Source organism: Paenibacillus ferrarius (assembly GCF_002027705.1).
GTDB lineage: Bacteria > Bacillota > Bacilli > Paenibacillales > NBRC-103111 > Paenibacillus_E > Paenibacillus_E ferrarius.
Genome location: NZ_MBTG01000012.1, coordinates 14,150 through 29,038, shown reverse-complemented (window position 1 = coordinate 29,038; position 14,889 = coordinate 14,150). Strand labels below are relative to the sequence as shown.

General features: G+C 47.6%; 12 protein-coding genes. All 12 read right to left on the bottom strand.

Annotated features, from left to right (window positions below; genetic code table 11):
- Positions 1-81: 81 nt before the first annotated feature.
- Positions 82-1,002, bottom strand: coding sequence for a hypothetical protein (locus BC351_RS13385; RefSeq protein WP_079412758.1), 921 nt, complete (start codon positions 1,000-1,002; stop codon positions 82-84).
- A gap of 203 nt (positions 1,003-1,205) precedes the next feature.
- The gene (locus tag BC351_RS13380) at positions 1,206-1,823 is read right to left on the bottom strand and encodes an undecaprenyl-diphosphatase (protein ID WP_079412756.1); all 618 of its coding nucleotides are present in this window, start codon (positions 1,821-1,823) and stop codon (positions 1,206-1,208) included.
- A 92-nt stretch (positions 1,824-1,915) separates the two neighbouring features.
- On the bottom strand, positions 1,916-3,334 hold the full coding sequence (locus BC351_RS13375; protein WP_079412754.1) for a HAMP domain-containing sensor histidine kinase: 1,419 nt from the start codon (positions 3,332-3,334) through the stop codon (positions 1,916-1,918).
- A complete protein-coding gene (locus BC351_RS13370) occupies positions 3,331-4,005 on the bottom strand; it encodes a response regulator transcription factor (RefSeq protein WP_079412752.1) in 675 nt (224 codons plus the stop codon). Before BC351_RS13370 ends, BC351_RS13375 begins: the two co-directional genes overlap by 4 nt.
- A gap of 554 nt (positions 4,006-4,559) precedes the next feature.
- Complete coding sequence (locus tag BC351_RS13365) at positions 4,560-8,198, bottom strand: alpha-helical endospore appendage domain-containing protein (RefSeq protein ID WP_079412750.1); 3,639 nt, start codon at positions 8,196-8,198, stop codon at positions 4,560-4,562.
- 116 nt (positions 8,199-8,314) lie between these two features.
- Positions 8,315-9,901 (bottom strand): exosporium glycoprotein BclB-related protein, encoded by a 1,587-nt coding sequence (locus tag BC351_RS13360; protein ID WP_079412748.1) that lies wholly within the window; start codon positions 9,899-9,901, stop codon positions 8,315-8,317.
- Positions 9,902-10,065: 164 nt separating this feature from the next.
- On the bottom strand, positions 10,066-10,632 hold the full coding sequence (locus BC351_RS13355; protein ID WP_079412746.1) for a hypothetical protein: 567 nt from the start codon (positions 10,630-10,632) through the stop codon (positions 10,066-10,068).
- Positions 10,613-10,993 carry an alpha-helical endospore appendage domain-containing protein gene (locus BC351_RS13350; RefSeq protein ID WP_079412744.1) on the bottom strand — a complete coding sequence of 127 codons (381 nt, stop codon included), beginning with the start codon at positions 10,991-10,993 and terminating at the stop codon, positions 10,613-10,615. Before BC351_RS13350 ends, BC351_RS13355 begins: the two co-directional genes overlap by 20 nt.
- 32 nt (positions 10,994-11,025) lie before the next feature.
- Complete coding sequence (locus tag BC351_RS13345; RefSeq protein ID WP_079412742.1) at positions 11,026-11,346, bottom strand: alpha-helical endospore appendage domain-containing protein; 321 nt, start codon at positions 11,344-11,346, stop codon at positions 11,026-11,028.
- Positions 11,347-11,502: 156 nt separating this feature from the next.
- Entirely contained in the window at positions 11,503-11,817 is a 315-nt protein-coding gene (locus BC351_RS13340) for an alpha-helical endospore appendage domain-containing protein (protein WP_079412741.1), read from the bottom strand.
- Between the two features lie 81 nt (positions 11,818-11,898).
- Entirely contained in the window at positions 11,899-13,803 is a 1,905-nt protein-coding gene (locus tag BC351_RS13335) for a glycosyltransferase (protein ID WP_144028382.1), read from the bottom strand.
- Positions 13,800-14,885, bottom strand: a complete 1,086-nt coding sequence (locus tag BC351_RS13330; RefSeq protein ID WP_208629717.1) for a glycosyltransferase family 2 protein — start codon at positions 14,883-14,885, stop codon at positions 13,800-13,802. The genes BC351_RS13335 and BC351_RS13330 overlap by 4 nt, the downstream gene beginning before the upstream one ends.
- Between the last annotated feature and the right edge of the window lie 4 nt (positions 14,886-14,889).

Genomic DNA, 14,889 nt, shown 5'->3' with positions numbered 1-14,889 from the left:
CTATTCATCAAAAATGAAGCAGATAGGCTCGGACAGGGAAGCCTATCTGCTGTTAACCATTTAATTCTAGAATGCAACTATTTATTCGTTGTCGTCGTGTTTCCCTTGGTGATCATGCTTCAAGGTTTGCACCGTTTTACCTGTAAGATCAACGTTGTCAGGGGTTGTGCTGTTATAACCGGAAAGATCCGCCTGAAGGTGAAGAGTCACTTGGTGCGCTGCACCGCTGGCATCTTTCCCGGAAACCGTTACATCCGCTTCTTGATGAGAAATATAATTATTAGCATTAATCGTTGCTTTCACAGCTACTTTTTCGATTTTAATGTCTTGCGTCAACTGCGGCGCTGCATGTTTGAGGAAATCCTCGTTGAACGGGAACTTGCCTGTACTAGCGGTGTCATCCTTCTTCTCGCCGTCATTCTCTTCCTTGGTAGCTTCCTTAATGGCGATTGGCGCTAAGGCGTTAACGACCGTAGGGATCTGAGCATTATCCAGCTCAATGGCGATTTCTTTGGACCCATCCGCTTTGGTATCCACTGCTACATAGTCCTTCAAATTCCCGACTAATGCATCAATCACCGTTTCAACTTGCTGCGGAATTTCTGTACCCGTTTGAGTCTTTTCGTTTTTGTGCTTCTTCTGGGTCTCTTGGTTAACAAAATAAACATCGCTGGCGTTTGATTTAAGTACGGTTTGATTCTCTTGCTTGTAGAAGCTGAGGGACTGCTGAGTGCCATTCGTCAGTACATCCGCGTTCCCGCTTGCTGTTTTGGAATCCAAGCTTACTTTGAAGCTCCCATTTGCACTGGCAAGCACATTCCCGTTATCTTGTAATGCAGCTGCTGCTTGCACAGCAACATTTTGAACTGTTTTAGTATTTTTCAGCGCAGATTTATATGCGTCATACCCTGATGTGCTCGCTAATGCACTGAACCCGGTTGTGACCATTACAATACTGCTAATGCCAACAGCGCCACCTACCATTAACCACTTCTTTTTCATGTTATCCTCCTCATTTTGGGAGCTTTAAGATGATCTTAAAGTCTCTCCTTTTATGAAATATGGGCTTACAACTACATCTTAGACAACAAAAATGAAATGCTGGTGAACCATTTCTTAAATCTTTCTTAACTCCTTGTTGGGAAAAAAGAAAAATCCGTTCAGCAACTAAACGGATTTCAAACGTCGGTATTTGATTGTCTCAATCACTTTCTGATTATATGTGAGCGATCCTCGTGACTTGGCCAAATCTTGGCCTCAACCCTCGTGTACATATCAATCAGCTGTTTCAGACCTTTCTCTGCTACAGACGAATGTTTGAATACGAGATGAACTGCAGCCGCTGCAACTACGCCAATAAACGCTCCTCCGAGTACATCCGAAGGATAATGGACCCCTGTCCATACTCTGGAGAAAGCTATACACCCGGCTAGAATCAGCCATAACCAGCCATCTTTTTTGCGATATATCCAAATCGACGTGGCGATGACAAAAGCCCCAATCGCATGATCACTTGGAAATGAAGCGTTAGCCGGGTGTGCAATCAATTGAAGGACCGTATGTGTGACAAACGGGCGATCTCGATAGAAGAAATGACCGATAATCCCACTGCTCAGAAGCGCTAAACAAGCTGCAACGATGGATTCACCAACCATACGACGCTTAACTTCATGCCTGGTAAACCAATAAATAACAACACCAACATAAAACACATACTCAGCATATGATGCGAACAACCGCATAATTGGATTTAAAACAGCCAGCGTATGCCCTAATTCGTTAATCATCTGAAACCAATGATAATCTACCTCTGTGAAACTCATCCTCATCATCCTTTGTATTTACTGAAATGCTTTGAAAATCGGCATTTACAATAACTTTAAACGAAGAAGATGAGAAGAAAATGAGAAATTCATCACTCTATGTTTGGATGGATGGGGAAACTTATCGTTACCTTCGTTCCTATATTTTCTTCGCTGGCGATCGTCATAACACCTCGATAATTATGCACGAACTGTTTGGCAATAGCTAACCCTAACCCTGTGCCTGCTATTTCACGATTCCGTGCTTTGTTAACCCGATAGAAGCGATCAAATACGTAGGGTAAGTCAGCCACAGGAATGCCTATTCCGTGATCCTTTACGGAAACTTGCACATCGTTTCTCAAACGTACGGCCTCAATTTCAATACGTTTATTATTCGCTGAGTATTTTACGGCATTATCGAGAATGATCAGCATAATTTGTTCCAAATGCAGCGGGCTAATCGACAGCCTCACATCTTTCAAAGACTGCGTGCTTTCGATGAATTCAAAATCAGGATGAAGTACCTCACATCTTTTTGCCGTCTCGTGAATAATAGGTTCAATCTCAATCGGTTCTACATTTTCGCTCAACGAATTGGATTCAACTCTGGTAAGCGTGATTAGTTCTTGAACAATCCCTTTCAACCGCCTAACTTCCTGCAAAGAGGCTTGCAGAGATTCATCCAGAACATCCGGTTCTGATTTGCCCCATCGATGCAAGAGGGACAAATGGCCCTCCAAGATAGTAATCGGTGTCCGGAGCTCATGCGAAGCATCTTCAACAAACTGTTTTTGCTGGAGAAAGGAAGTTTCCAGTTGATTCATCAACTCATTAAAAAGCTGTGCCAAGTTGGCTAATTCATCTCCGTTTTCGATCTTGCTGACCCGTGCTGTGAGACCTTTTTCCTTCACACTCCGGATCGTTGAGGCTAGTCGCCGAATGGGACGCATGAACTGCTTGGCCAGCGCTAAGCCACTGATTCCACTAATGAAAACCGCCAAAACTCCGCCAATCAACATGACCCATAGTAAAGTTTGACTGAAATGATCAAAAGTCTCCAAATTACTGGCAACTTCAATCGTGCCAACCATTTGAGCTGTAACGATCGGGCTCCGATAAACGAGAATATGATCTTCCAGGTGCGTAATATCGAAAAGTTCGGACACTGAAACCGATTTCGGCGGGATCCAGCTTTCATCAAAATGGTTCGTAACCGTTAGGAGAATCTCGCCTTCCTTGCCAAGAATACGAACTAATTGATTTTTCCCCATTAATTTCTCTATGTACAATCGACTATCGGCGACCGGAAAAGCATCCGTTCGATTCGATTTCTCCTGAAAGTAATCCTGCAGCTGTGCCATATTCACTTGAATCTTATCTTTCTCTTGATTCATCATCCAATGCTTAAGCACTAAATATTGCGCATAATTATAAGTTGAAAATAGCAGAAAAATAAGCGCAGCGGCACCTAGCATAAGCTTCCATTTAATGGGGAGGCGTCGTACAAAAAAAGTTAATTTTTCCCTCATCTCATCACATATCCAATTCCGCGCACCGTTTGAATACAGCTATTCTCCCCGACCTGGTCAAGCTTGTTCCGCAAATATCTCACATATACATCGACGACATTCGTCTCCACTAAAGAATCATATCCCCAAACATGATCCAAAAGCATATCACGGGTCAAAACGAGATTATGGTTTCTCATAAACATAACCAACAAATCAAATTCACGCTTCGTCAGCTCAACAATTTGCTTATCCTTGTAAACGATCCTAGCATCTACATCTACTTGGATATCTTGAAAAGATAGCCGAGTATGAGTTGTATGGCCCTCTAGCTCCAAACGTCTGAAAATCGCCCTTATCCGAGCTAATAATTCTTCTATAGCAAAAGGCTTGGGCATATAATCATCGGCTCCGCTATCTAACCCAGATACCCGATCCACAACGCTGTCTCTGGCTGTAAGCATAAGTATCGGCGTTTTGTGGGAAGCGCGAATACGGCGGCACACCTCAATGCCATCCATTTCTGGCAGCATAATATCTAGCAATATCAAATCCCAAGAACCTTGCAGCGCTAATTCCAGCCCCGATTTCCCGTCATATGCAGCCTCAACCTCAAAAGATTCATGCTCCAGCTCCAATTGAATGAAGCGAACTAAATTTCTTTCATCCTCTATGAGCAATATCCGTTTCATCGTCATCTCCTTTGAACCATGCTTCTCCTAACTATATGTTATTTTGATTAGAAAACAATGAGAATCCTTTAGATTCCTAAATCCAACGCTTAGTTTGAATATCTTGTTGTTCTTTTATGCAAGATGAGGTTGTGTTGTCTCAAAAGTCGAAAATGACTGCGAGGCAGCCCCTTCTGTCTCAGAAGTTTCAACTGGTACCGCCTACCCCTAAGTGCTATCGCAGTTGCAACTGCGACTGCGACTGCCTATTCAACTGTGGCTGTTGCCCAACCCTGTTGCCAAATTCCACTGGAATAACTCCAGTGTTATCGAGTTTGAGAGGTGGGTAGGCTACTTTGACTGGAGTTTATACAGTGAAATGCAAAAAATACCCACCTCGAAGCCGCAAACCCAAGTTCCACTGGAATAATTCCAGTGTTATCGGGTTTGGGAAGGAGGAAATACTACTTTGACTGGAGTTTATACAGTGAAAAAAGAAATCTCTCCTTGCTAAAATGGAGGTACCACCCGGCCATTTAAACAATAGGAGAGATATTCTGACTAAATATGCTTATTTAACTAAGCTGAATAATATTAATAGTTGCCCCTGGCGGTGCCAGTACAACAGTTGCTACAAGGCCAAATAACTGAAGAATGATCGTAGAGGATGCCGGAACCGTTATAATAAAATCACCCAAAAAGCCTGTAACACTTAGTGCAGGTGTATTTACGGAAGCCGGAACGGATACACCATTTAACAACACTCTGGACTGCGCAAGCACAGCGGCTGTTGCATTTATTTTATAAGAAATATAGTAATTGCCCGCATTCGCAAGAGTAAATGTCGTATTTGCTCCATTAATCGTAATCCCTCCGCCTAAAACTTGATTATTTGGCAATGGGATATTTAATCCACCTAAAACGACCAACAATGTGCCCGAAGTGTTCCCAGCGAATGCTGAATTAGCAGTCACCCCTGTACCCGTGGCTCCTGTTGCTCCCGTTGCTCCCGTTGCTCCTACGGTTCCTGTCGCTCCCGTTACTCCTTCGATACCTGTCGCTCCCGTTGCTCCTGCTGTTCCTGTCGCTCCCGTTACTCCCGCTGTTCCTGTCGCTCCCGTTGCTCCTGCTGTTCCGGTTGCTCCCGTTACTCCTGCTGTCCCCGTCGCTCCCGTGGCTCCTGCTGTTCCGGTTGCTCCCGTTACTCCTGCTGTCCCCGTCGCTCCCGTGGCTCCTGCTGTTCCTGTCGCTCCCGTGGCTCCTGCTGTTCCTGTCGCTCCCGTTGCTCCTGCTGTTCCTGTCGCTCCCGTTACTCCCGCGGTTCCTGTCGCTCCCGTTCCTCCTGCTGTTCCGGTTGCTCCTGTAGCCCCCGCGATACCTGTCGCTCCCGTTACTCCCGCGGTTCCTGTTGCTCCGGTTGCTCCAGTCACTCCTGCGGTCCCTGTCGCACCCGTTACTCCCGCTGTTCCGGTTGCTCCTGTTACTCCCGCTGTTCCGGTTGCTCCTGTTACTCCTGGATCACCAGTTGCCCCCGTCGCTCCTGCGGTCCCGGTTGCTCCCGTCACTCCTGCGGTTCCGGTTGCTCCCGTTACTCCTGCTGTTCCGGTTGCTCCGGTTACTCCTGCTGTTCCGGTTGCTCCTGTTACTCCCGCTGTTCCGGTTGATCCTGTTACTCCCGCTGTTCCGGTTGCTCCTGTTACTCCTGGATCACCAGTTGCCCCTGTCACTCCTGGATCACCAGTTGCCCCCGTCACTCCTGCGGCCCCGGTTGCTCCCGTTACTCCTGCTGTTCCGGTTGCTCCGGTTACTCCTGCGGTTCCGGTTGCTCCTGTTACTCCCGCTGTACCGGTTGCTCCTGTTACTCCTGTGGTACCTGTCGCTCCCGTTACTCCCGCTGTTCCGGTTGCTCCCGTTACTCCTGGATCACCAGTTGCTCCCGTTACTCCTGCTGACCCGGTTGCTCCCGTTACTCCTGCTGACCCGGTTGCTCCCGTTACTCCTGCTGCCCCGGTTGCTCCCGTCACTCCTGCGGCCCCAGTTGCTCCCGTTACTCCCACTGCCCCAGTTGCTCCCGTTACTCCTGCGATACCTGTCGCTCCCGTTACTCCTGCGATACCTGTCGCTCCTGTAGCCCCCGCGGTACCTGTCGCTCCAGTTGCTCCTGGATCACCTGTAGCCCCTGTAACTCCCGCTGTTCCTGTCGCTCCAGTTGCTCCCGTTACTCCCACTGCCCCAGTTGCTCCCGTTACTCCTGCGATACCTGTCGCCCCCGTTACTCCTGCGATACCTGTCGCTCCTGTAGCCCCCGCGGTACCTGTCGCTCCAGTTGCTCCTGGATCACCTGTAGCCCCTGTAACTCCCGCTGTTCCTGTCGCTCCAGTTGCTCCTGGATCACCTGTAGCCCCTGTAACTCCCGCTGTTCCTGTCGCTCCCGTTACTCCTGCTGTCCCGGTCGCCCCCGTCACTCCTGGATCCCCAGTTGCTCCCGTTACTCCTGCTGCCCCGGTTGCTCCCGTCACTCCTGCGGCCCCAGTTGCTCCCGTTACTCCTGCTGTCCCTGTTGCCCCCGTCACTCCTGGATCCCCAGTTGCTCCCGTTACTCCCGCTGCCCCAGTTGCTCCCGCTGCCCCAGTTGCTCCCGTTACTCCTGCTGCCCCGGTTGCTCCCGTCACTCCTGCGGCCCCGGTTGCTCCCGTTACTCCTGCGGTCCCTGTTGCTCCCGTTACTCCCGCTGCCCCAGTTGCTCCCGTTACTCCTGCTGTCCCGGTTGCTCCCGTTACTCCTGGATCCCCAGTTGCTCCTGTAACTCCTGCGGTACCTGTCGCTCCCGTTACTCCTGCTGCCCCGGTTGCTCCCGTTACTCCCGCTGCCCCAGTTGCTCCCGTTACTCCCGCTGCCCCAGTTGCTCCCGTTACTCCTGCGATACCTGTCGCTCCTGTAGCCCCCGCGGTACCTGTCGCTCCCGTTACTCCCGTTACCCCGGTTGCTCCCGTCACTCCTGCAGCCCCTGTTGCTCCCGTTACTCCTGCGGTCCCTGTTGCTCCCGTTACTCCTGCTGTCCCGGTTGCTCCCGTTACTCCTGCTGTCCCGGTTGCTCCCGTTACTCCTGGATCCCCAGTTGCTCCTGTAACTCCTGCGGTACCTGTCGCTCCCGTTACTCCTGCTGCCCCGGTTGCTCCCGTTACTCCCGCTGCCCCAGTTGCTCCCGTTACTCCCGCTGCCCCAGTTGCTCCCGTTACTCCTGCGATACCTGTCGCTCCTGTAGCCCCCGAGGTACCTGTCGCTCCTGTAGCCCCCGCGGTACCTGTCGCTCCCGTTACTCCCGCTACCCCGGTCGCTCCCGTTACTCCTGCTGCCCCGGTTGCCCCCGTCACTCCTGCTGTTCCTGTCGCACCTGTAACTCCCGCTGTTCCAGTTGCTCCAGTTGCTCCTGGATCACCAGTTGCCCCCGTCACCCCTGCTACCCCAGTTGCTCCCGTTACTCCTGCGGTCCCGGTTGCTCCCGTCACTCCCGCTGCCCCGGTCACTCCTGTTACTCCTGTTACTCCTGCTGCCCCGGTTGCTCCCCTAGCTCCTGTTGTCCCTGCTACTCCTGAATCCCCAGTTGCTCCCGTCACTCCTGCTGTCCCTGTTGCTCCGGTTGCCCCTGGATCACCTGTTGCTCCCGTAACTCCCGCAGCACCAGTTGCTCCTGTCACTCCTACTGCCCCAGTTGCTCCCGTTACTCCTGCTATTCCTGCTACCCCGGTTGCTCCCGTGGCTCCTGTTGCTCCCGTGGCTCCAGTTGCTCCCGTAGCTCCTGTTGTCCCTGCTACTCCTCGATCACCAGTTGCTCCCGTTGCTCCAGTCACACCTGTTGGACCCGACGGTCCGCCAAGGGGTCCTGTCGGACCTGTTGCGCCAGTAGGCCCTATTAATGTAGGAGCTGACAGAACACTTTCCAATTTTGTTTGCAATAGATATTCTTCTTTACTAACGACTGAAATCATATCTCTTATACTTTCGTTCACTAATAAAATGTCACTTATTGTAGCGGTTGGAGAAGTTAAGCCTGGTAATGTACCCAACACATACTGCAGCTTTTCGCCTTCCGCATTCAAAATATGGCTCAGACCCAACTCTTCTAGCGCGATAGACGTCAAAAGTAAATTAATCGCATCATCTCTCGTAACAGAAATAATTGGGGTAATGTTAGGTATATCAGGTTGAGACATTACTTACAACCTCCAATTGAACGCAATTAGCGCCAACTTAATTTCACAAAATAAAAATATTAAAAGAGTTGACTTTTCACAAGTCAACCCTTTCATAGTGTAACTAAAACTAATTTCTATACCAAACCTAAACCAGCACTTGCGTATCCTTCAATTGAATTCACTAGAGAAAGTCCAGTTGCCGTTGAAGAATAAACAAGTATAAATCTTGTTTGTGCTGTCACCGGGATCGATAACCCAGTTACAATACCGGTGCTAATGTTCCCAAGTGTGATAGTGCCCGTTAAGGCAGGTGCGAGAGTAACTACTGCTCCAGGTACGGCTGTGAACGAGTTATTTGGTGTCGTAGAACTATACAATTGAGCTGTAATAGTAACGGTCGAACCAATTAAAGATAAACCAAGAGTTGTGCTGAAATAAGCAGTAAGGGAAGTAATTGTTCCAGCTCTTGGCATCGAAAATGCAAAGTTTAGTAATGTACCACTTGCTCCTGTAAGATCAATAACCCCGCCCAAAATCGTAACGCCTGTTGCAGAGCTTCCAAAACCAACCATACTGACAGTTCCTACTAACCCACCTGCAATTGTGGTCACTGTAACTGGAAGACCTGAAGCATAAGGAATAATTGGACCCGAACCATTCAAGCCCGTTGCTCCAGTTGCCCCAGCTACACCCGTTGCTCCGGTTGCTCCGGTTGCTCCCGTTGCTCCAGTTGCCCCAGCTGTACCCGTTGCTCCCGTTGCGCCTGCTACACCCGTTGCTCCGGTTGCCCCAGCTACGCCCGTCGCTCCGGTTGCTCCAGCTACACCCGTTGCTCCCGTTGCCCCAGCTGTACCCGTTGCTCCCGTTGCGCCTGCTACACCCGTTGCTCCCGTTGCTCCCGTTGCCCCAGCTGTACCCGTTGCTCCCGTTGCGCCTGCTACACCCGTTGCTCCCGTTGCCCCAGCTACGCCCGTTGCTCCGGTTGCTCCAGCTACGCCCGTTGCTCCGGTTGCCCCTGCTACACCCGTTGCTCCCGTTGCCCCTACTACACCCGTTGCTCCGGTTGCTCCAGCTACACCCGTCGCTCCGGTTGCCCCAGCTACGCCCGTTGCTCCGGTTGCCCCAGCTACGCCCGTTGCTCCGGTTGCCCCAGCTACGCCCGTTGCTCCGGTTGCCCCAGCTGCTCCCGTTGCTCCGGTTGCCCCAGCTACGCCCGTTGCTCCGGTTGCCCCAGCTGTACCCGTTGCTCCCGTTGCCCCAGCTGCTCCCGTTGCTCCGGTTGCCCCAACTGCTCCCGTTGCTCCGGTTGCCCCAGCTGCACCCGTCGCTCCAGTCGCCCCAGGATCACCCGTTGCTCCTGTTGGACCCACAGCAGGACCGCCCGTCGCACCAGTAGGGCCAACTGGACCAGGTGGGCCTACGGAAATGGGCAAAGTCAGGATACTATCAAGTTTGGACTGCAATAAGAATTCCTTTTTGGCTACCGTATTTATGGTGCTTTTTACACTGTCATTAATTAATAGAAGATCACTAATGGTTGCAGGCGGCCCAGATAAACCTGGGAGCGTTCCTAGCACGTATTGAATTTTTTCGCCTTCAGCATTGAGAATGTGACTTAATCCCAGTTCTTCCATAGCAATGGATGACAATAATAAGTTAATTGCTTGATCTCGAGTAACCGAAATATTCGGTGAAATATTTGGTATATTAGCTTGTGACATCGTAACGACCTCCAGTAGATAATTATTAAGGTATTCAGGGTTGTCAAATTGGTGATAACTGCTGCTCGAAAACAATACAACCCAAGAAAAAGTATATATTTGAAAAATATGGAATTCGCTTCTTCTTGGGTGTTTAAAAGGCAAACAAAAGACCTTACGGAAGATTAATCTTCTCGTAAGGTCTTTGGCGAACTTATGGATTTTTCAGAAGCTTCTATAAATAATAGCGGTGGCGCCGCATGTTTATTAGCCAACCTTTTTGGCCTATTACTAGGTTTTTGGGATTGAATTGCCGTTTCTTCCTCAGCTTTGCTTACAATCTCAGTCGATGTTTCCATCCTTTGCAATGACTTATCAACGAAATAAATTTTAAATAACTCATCAAGATGACGTATGCAGTCTAGTGAAGAACGTATTTCCTTCTGGAGGATAAGCAAACGTAACTTCATGATCAACTCGCTGATTTCATCAACGTAACCCCATGATGGAACCAGCAGCCTGTTGGTTACAGTTGACGAGAGTCTTTGATACTTCCGCTGATGAAAATAATGGGCGTCTATACTTGAACTTATCATTATGTATGTATCCTGAGTAATGCTGATCTTCTCGGTGTCACTAGCCTGTGAATATCTAAGTAATAGTCCCTCAATAAGTCCCAGAACGGATAAAGTGATCTGCGAAATTGAAGCTGCCTGTGATTGCATGGCTTGCTCAATAGTCGATATTGTCATACTCCCAATTTTCCAGTCCTGAGATTTTATCTGAATATCTATTTTCAGTTTCATCCTGATTTTTCGTCTGGAGGCTCTGAATATGAGTAATGGCATTTAATTTCTTCAGCATGAGCCACTGGGTCATGATCATTGTATCCATAAATTGAATGACACCTTGATTATAGGTCAAAATGTCTTGCATAGACGGCTCTGAAGTGAAATTACGCTCACCCCCTATGAAAGAGGACGTTTTATTAGCCTCGGTTCGAATGAGATTGGCCAGTGCTTCTTCTTCTATCGCAATCGACTCTAATAAATGGGTCACCGCAGACGAATGTGAGGATGCTTCAACAGATGAACGCTGATTATTGCTATTCAACCTTTGGTGCTCCTTTCCATACAGGTATTTTTCTATTCTTCACAATCTTCGATTATACACTCGTGTTCCTCTTTCTCTTCCAACCGGATAATATCGGACAACTTAAAGCTGAGCAGCATTTGATTGCTAATCACATTTCGCATCATACGATCTATACTGGAATTAATTTGCAAGGCTTCATGGATAGTTAGGCAATGATCTCTAAGAACATGTTGAAGCTTCTCCGCTTCAGCATTAATGATGTGAGACAGTCCAATTTCTTCCAGCGCGATAGAGGTCAACAATAAATTGATAACTTCTTTTCTCTTTAGAATAATCTCTGGCTTGATATCAGGAATGTTAGGCATCGACATTGCTTTCAACTCCTGTATTTGAAATCGGAATACCTCATTATAAATATCGTACGCCGTTTAATTATATATATGAGCTTTGTCCTAAAACATGTTGTTAAACCTCAAATTGGAATAAAAAAAGCCCATCTGGGCTTAGAGAAAAGAAATGGGGTTGATTTATGCAAGCGTATTGGGAAAATGCTCCATAATGGAGTCCATTTTAAATTGCAAAAGCATTTCTTTCTTAATAACATCCTGCAGTGTTTTCCTCACACTTTCATTAATCAACAAAATATTTGAAATCGTTGGTGCAATCGGAGGCGTCAATGGTGTCAGTGTACCTAAGACATATTGAATTTTCTCGGCTTCCGCATTAACGATATGAGCAAGCGCAAGTTCCTCCAAAGCGATGGATGCCAGTAATAAATTAACTGCTCCACCCAGCGTAATGGATATAATTGGCGTTATATTGGGGATGTTGGCTTGTGACATGTTCATTCCTCCTTAAGCTCTGGTGTAACTCTTGGATGTATATGCCGCAACTTTCTGTATTTGAACATTTATCTTTTAAAATTACACAACCCCGGTTTGTTCCAAATAACGTTTATTATGAAGAATGGAAGGATGTGTAGGATGATACGAAAAGGCGATATCATTATGAAACTTTGCTTTGATCAAATCCCCAATGCGATCATAACAAAGACAGAGCTGCACATGAGGCAGCCAAGTCCAGAAGGAATGATTCACAACCCCCATCATCTCAGCAGGTTTAGAACATTGCGCAGCTGATTCATACCAGTAAATGGCTTGATGGTAATCCAACTCTTCTAGAAAAATCGATCCTATCCGGCAGCAAGTATCCGCCCGGGGAAGATCATATTCCAAAGTTCGAAATAACGCTGTCAACTGCTCATCTCTTAGCCCTTTATGGCTATAGCATTCCGCCAAATGCAGAGAAGCAGCAATTTGATCTTCCTGCCACCCAGCAGGATCTGCTAGAAATAGCTCATATAAAGGGATTGCTTCGTCAAAAAAGCCATGCTCTCGGCACTCATTTGCAAAATAGTAATGATCACGTGTGGAAAATGGCTCGCCTCTTTCCCTGCGTTTGCGATAGATTTGCAAATTACGGTCTGTGTGAACTTTGTCCTTCTGATGAGTAATGGCAACCTCACTATGATAGACGCTGCCGCTTGCATTCAAATATTCATGGACGGCGCCAATCCATTCGAATTGACAAGCACGACGAACCAGTCGATTGCGGCGCAGACTATGTGTGACTTGATTGTTCTCATCAAAACTCAAATGATAAGCCATGGTCACACGATCTACCTTTGTCTCCATCGAGCCAATCAAGGCTAAGAATAAGCCGCGATCTTTCTCGGTCAGGACATCATCCGCGTCTAACCATAGAATGTATTGCTTTGTCGCCTTAGAAAATGCGAAATTTCTTGCAGCCGCAAAATCTTCTACCCAAGCGAAATCATAAATCTGATCCGTGTACTTAGCGGCTAATTCTTTGGTCCGATCGGATGAACCTGTATCTACAATAATGATTTCATCTGCAATGCCTCTTACCGAATGAAGGCAGATGGGTAAGGCATTTTCTTCATTTTTAACAATCATGCAAAGGCTTATCGTAATCTTCCGTTCTGTTATAGCGACTGGCTTATTCGTTTTCTTGAATGCTTCAACCCCTGTTAATTCCGATTTTCGGTAAATATGATAAGCTGGATAATGGGTATCTACAAACAGTGAAAAGCCCATGGCACGGGCACGAATACAGAAATGCCTGTCTTCCCCCCAGAAGGATAAGTTAGGAATTTCTGCGAATCGCACCCCATCTTTCAACGCTTTTCTGCTAATTAAAGTACATGCCCCTAAACCACCTACTTCGTGCACGCCAGGAATTCGCAATTGCTTGAAAAATTGCCAAGTCCGTGCAGCTGCTTCCTCATCGGTTAATGTCTCTTTTCTCTCTTTGTGGTACAACGTGTACTGATCGCACACCCATACTTGCGGCATCTCAATTGTATCCGGCTGCCATTTTGTCCAGAAAATATTAGAGACAATATCCTTCTTCGCAAGTACAAGCTGCTCAAGCGTTTGTGGATGTAGGATCAAATCCGAATCAAGGAGAAATAAATAATCAAAATTCCTTTCAATCGCATAGACAATCATCGCGTCTTTCATTCTGGCTACTTTCCAAATCGTTTCCTCTTGCCAATAGTGCGTATACTCATCTTTCTGGTAGTGTTTGAGCTCAGCCGCTTCAACCTGAATTTCTGTTCGCCCTCGCTCAGCTTGAAATTGCTGTAACAATAGTGAGGAAGCTTTATCTTCATTATCATCTATAAAGAAGTAGCTTACCTCAACAGTCTCTTGTTCCAGTTCCGTAAGAGAGGTTAGAAATGGCTTCAGAATATCAGGCGATTGACGAATAGGACTGCTGATCAATACTCGCTTTTTCTTCCTCAAACAGACCTCTCCTCTCGGCGCAGCTGAGCAAAATAAGCTTTGTTATGCAAAATGCTGGGATGCGTCGGGTTGTGGACAGCTGCCAGCTCATTATGGAGCTCTGCCTTTTGTTTATTGCCTAGCCGATCATAGCATAAGCATAACTGGAGATGCGGCAGCCACGTCCATGCGGAATGATCAACGACGCCTGAATAGCCAAGCGGCTCCCCCAGAGTCGTCGCTGTGTGAAACCAGTGAGCCGCTAATTCCACGCGATTATCTTCTAAGAATAATGCTCCTACTCGGCAGCACATCTCTGCTCTTGGTTTTCCGTACAAGAGTGTTCGAAATAAAGCTCTCATCTGCAACGTTCGCTGATTCAATCTGCCGTAACAATCTCCCATTTTCAAGCAAGCTGCGAAACAATCCTCACTCCATCCCCGCTTCGTACGCAGAAAACGCTCGTAATAATCCACAGCTTCCTCATCACAGCTATGATCCCTTAGTTCATTAGCGAAGTAATATAAATCCCGAGGTGTAAATTCTTCTTCAGCTGCTTCCCGCTGCCGATATATACGCAAATTGCGATCCGTATAAGGTTTATCTTTCTTATGGGTAATCGCAATATCGGTATGAATGATATTCCCGCTTACAAGAAGGACTTCATGCACAGGTCCTTCCCAGCGAAATCCGCAGGCCCGCCGAACTAACCGATTGCGCTTTAGGCTGGTAATAACCTTGTTATCCGCATCTAAACCCAAGTGATAATGCATCATAACGCTATCTACGCTTGCATCTAAAGTTTGCTTAAGGGCAATGAATTTCGCTCTATCCTCTTCTTCAAGCTCATCATCTGCATCCAGCCATAAGATATACTCCTGTGTCGCTTTGGAAAAGGCATAATTCCGGGCATCTCCGAAATGATCGTTCCACACCTGATCATAGATCAAATCCGTGAATGCGGCGGCGGTCTCTTTAGTCTGATCCGTCGATCCTGTGTCAACAATAATAATCTCGTCTGCAATATCCTTAACGGATTGAAGACAGCGGGCCAGCGACTGTTCCTCGTTTTTGACAATCATACAAAGACTTATGGTGATCAACGGG

What these genes read in the sequence shown, in the direction of transcription:
- BC351_RS13385 (WP_079412758.1), bottom strand. Translation starts at nt 1,002, where the DNA reads ATGAAAAAGAAGTGGTTAATGGTAGGTGGCGCTGTTGGCATTAGCAGT.
- BC351_RS13380 (WP_079412756.1), bottom strand. Translation starts at nt 1,823, where the DNA reads ATGAGTTTCACAGAGGTAGATTATCATTGGTTTCAGATGATTAACGAA.
- BC351_RS13375 (WP_079412754.1), bottom strand. Translation starts at nt 3,334, where the DNA reads ATGAGGGAAAAATTAACTTTTTTTGTACGACGCCTCCCCATTAAATGG.
- BC351_RS13370 (WP_079412752.1), bottom strand. Translation starts at nt 4,005, where the DNA reads ATGAAACGGATATTGCTCATAGAGGATGAAAGAAATTTAGTTCGCTTC.
- BC351_RS13365 (WP_079412750.1), bottom strand. Translation starts at nt 8,198, where the DNA reads ATGTCTCAACCTGATATACCTAACATTACCCCAATTATTTCTGTTACG.
- BC351_RS13360 (WP_079412748.1), bottom strand. Translation starts at nt 9,901, where the DNA reads ATGTCACAAGCTAATATACCAAATATTTCACCGAATATTTCGGTTACT.
- BC351_RS13355 (WP_079412746.1), bottom strand. Translation starts at nt 10,632, where the DNA reads ATGACAATATCGACTATTGAGCAAGCCATGCAATCACAGGCAGCTTCA.
- BC351_RS13345 (WP_079412742.1), bottom strand. Translation starts at nt 11,346, where the DNA reads ATGTCGATGCCTAACATTCCTGATATCAAGCCAGAGATTATTCTAAAG.
- BC351_RS13340 (WP_079412741.1), bottom strand. Translation starts at nt 11,817, where the DNA reads ATGTCACAAGCCAACATCCCCAATATAACGCCAATTATATCCATTACG.